Genomic DNA, 3157 nt, shown 5'->3' with positions numbered 1-3157 from the left:
ACTTTCACATGTACCCACCACGCAAACAGCTGTGTATTTGCTGGTTGCTGTTGGTTTAACTTCAACTGCGTTACCTGTCATACCATTTGACCACTTGATTATACCATCACACTCATAAGCTCTAAGTGTAATTGATTCACCGGCACAGATGATGTCTGTTGCACAAGCTACAACTGGTTTAGTTGCTTTTTGAACTTTGACTTCAACTATATTAGATACCGGACTCACACAATCAGCTACTTTACAAACTGCCGAGTAAGTAGTAGTAACCGCAGGTTTAACTACTATTGAGTTACCGGATTTTCCGTTAGACCAAATTATTGTACCAGTTGTACAGCCGGTTGCAGTGAGTGTAATATTCTCTGGCTCACAAATAACTGTTTTAGAAGCCGCTACAACAAGTGCCGGAAGATTACATCCTGTTCCACAGTCCGTAGTTTTTATTTCAATAACTACCGGTTGAGAATTAGGACTAACTCCACATGTATTGGTACACTTCACTGTATACGAACCTGCTATTTTAACTTTAATGCTATTTCCAGTAGCTCCGGTGCTCCAAGTAACCGTTCCATTACAACCATCTGTACTTAATGTGGCTGAATCGCCCGCACAAATTTTGGTAGCAGATGCTGTTATAATAGGTGCAGAAGGGGTACCTCCAACGGTGATAACTACCGCATCAGATGGTAAACTAGTACCGCATGAGTTAGTACAAGTAGCTGTATAAGAACCAGCAGTTTTTACGAAAATACTTGCTCCTTCTTTACCATTGCTCCATTTAACAGTTCCGCTACAAACGCTTGCTGTTAATTTAGCTGAATCAACTCCACAAATACTTGTTTTGTTGGCCACCACAATCGGTCCTGCAGGGCGTCCTCCAGTTTCAATTTTGATAATATTTGAAGCTAGGCTAGTTCCGCATGAGTTTTTACACTTAGCTGTATAACTTCCTGCTCCAACTTGAATCATATCGCCCGTGGCTCCTGTGCTCCATTCGATAGTTCCTGTGCATCCTACTGCTACCAATCTCGCTTTTTCAGTATCACAAACATTTACTCTATCTGTAGTAATTAATGGAGCATTTGGCACAGCACCTATAGAAATCTTCACGATGTTACTATTTCCGCTCTCTCCGCAAGTGTTTACACAAATGGCAGCATAGTCACCCGCTTGTGAAACCTTCACAGTAGTACCAGTTGCATTGTTAGACCATTTAACTGTACCTGTACATCCTGTTGCTGTAAGAGTAATTTCTTCATTACCACAGATTTCATTCTTGCTAGCCGTCACAATCGGTGCTGTTGGCGTTGCTCCAATGGTGATTACTACCGAGTTAGAATTAGCTGAAGTACCACAACTTGTTGTACAAGTAGCGGTATATGTTCCCGCCGCTACTTCTTTGGTAGTTCCTACTCCCAATCCACCAGACCAAGTAATAGTGCCTCCCTCACAACCAGTGGCTGTAAGAGTCGACTTGTCTGTTCCGCAAATCGAAGTTTTGTTAGCTGCGATTGTTGGAGCTACTGGTGATTGACCTGTGGTAATAGTTACTGCGTTAGATACAGGTGATGTTCCACAACTAGTTGTACAAGTAGCTGTATATGTTCCTGCTACTACTTCTTTTGTAGATCCTACTCCCAATCCACCAGACCAAGTGATGGTTCCTCCCTGACAGCCAGTTGCTGTAAGAGTCGCCTTGTCTGTTCCGCAAATCGAAGTTTTGTTAGCTGCGATTGTTGGAGCTACTGGTGATTGACCTGTGGAAATAGTTACTGCGTTAGATACAGGTGATGTTCCACAACTTGTTGTACAAGTAGCTGTATATGTTCCTGCTACTACTTCTTTTGTAGTTCCTACTCCCAATCCTCCAGACCAAGTAATTGTTCCTCCTTCACAACCAGCGGCTGTAAGAGTGGCCTTGTCTGTTCCACAAATCGAAGTTTTGTTCGCTACGATTGTTGGAGCTGCTGGTGATTGACCTGTTGTAATAGTTACTGCGTTAGATACAGGTGATGTTCCACAGCTTGTTGTACAAGTAGCTGTATATGTTCCTGCTACTACTTCTTTGCTAGTTCCAACTCCTAATCCACCTGACCAAGTGATGGTTCCTCCCTGACAGCCAGTTGCTGTAAGCGTTGCTTTTTCATTTCCACAAATCGAAGTTTTATTGACTGCGATTGTTGGAGCGGCTGATGATTGACCTGTTGTAATAGTTACAGTGTTAGACACAGGTGATGTTCCACAGCTTGTTGTACAAGTGGCGGTATAGGTTCCTGCTACTACTTCTTTGCTCGTACCTACTCCTAATCCACCAGACCAAGTGATTGTTCCACCGGTACAACCTACAGCCGTTAAGGTAGCTTTATCAGTTCCACAAACAGCAGTTTTATTTGCTGAAATAGTTGGTGCAGTTGGAACAATTCCTGTTTCGATTTTTATAATATTCGAAGCCAAACTTATTCCACAAGAATTTTTACATTTTGCAGTATAAGTTCCAATTCCAACGAAGATTACGTCACCTGTTGCACCATTGCTCCATTCGATAGTAGAAGGACAACCAACAGCAACTAATCTCGCCTTGGCTGTATCACAAACAGTTACCTTGTCAGTCGTAATCAATGGAGCATTTGGAACTCCACCAACCGTGATTTTAATAATGTTACTATTTGGACTCTCTCCACAAGTGTTTTGGCAAACAGCTGCATAATCTCCAGCTTGAGTTACCTTAATCGAGGTACCTGTTGCATTATTAGACCATCTAACTGTTCCAGTGCAATTCGTGGCTGTCAAAGTAATCTCTTCAGAGCCACAAATTTCAGACTTGCTTGCAGTAATCACTGGGGCTACTGGGGCTGGACTGGTTCCAATAGTAATTGTATTTGAATTACCTGAAGTTCCGCAGCTTGTAGTACATGTGGCTGTGTATGAGCCTGCTCCTACCTCTTTGGTAGTGCCAGCTCCCAATCCACCTGACCATGTGATAGTTCCACCTGCACAACCGGTAGCTGTCAATGTAGCTTTATCTGTTCCACAAACCGTAGTCTTGTTAGATGCTATCACTGGTGCGGTTGGTGCTGGACCGTTACTGATGGTTATAGTATTCGAAGCAGATGAAGTTCCACAAGAATTAACACATGTTGCTGTGTAGGTTCCTATT

The 3157-nt window shown here is 42.8% G+C and carries 1 protein-coding gene; it reads right to left on the bottom strand.

All coding sequences use genetic code 11. The features are described from left to right. Positions 1-3157: autotransporter outer membrane beta-barrel domain-containing protein (locus tag EGI31_RS22445; protein ID WP_255039434.1), on the bottom strand; the 3157-nt coding region annotated here is incomplete at both ends.

Source organism: Lacihabitans soyangensis (assembly GCF_024343775.1).
In the GTDB taxonomy this organism is placed as follows: domain Bacteria; phylum Bacteroidota; class Bacteroidia; order Cytophagales; family Spirosomataceae; genus Leadbetterella; species Leadbetterella soyangensis.
The sequence above is the reverse complement of the archived record's forward strand: the minus strand, read 5'-3'. Positions and strand labels throughout refer to the sequence as shown.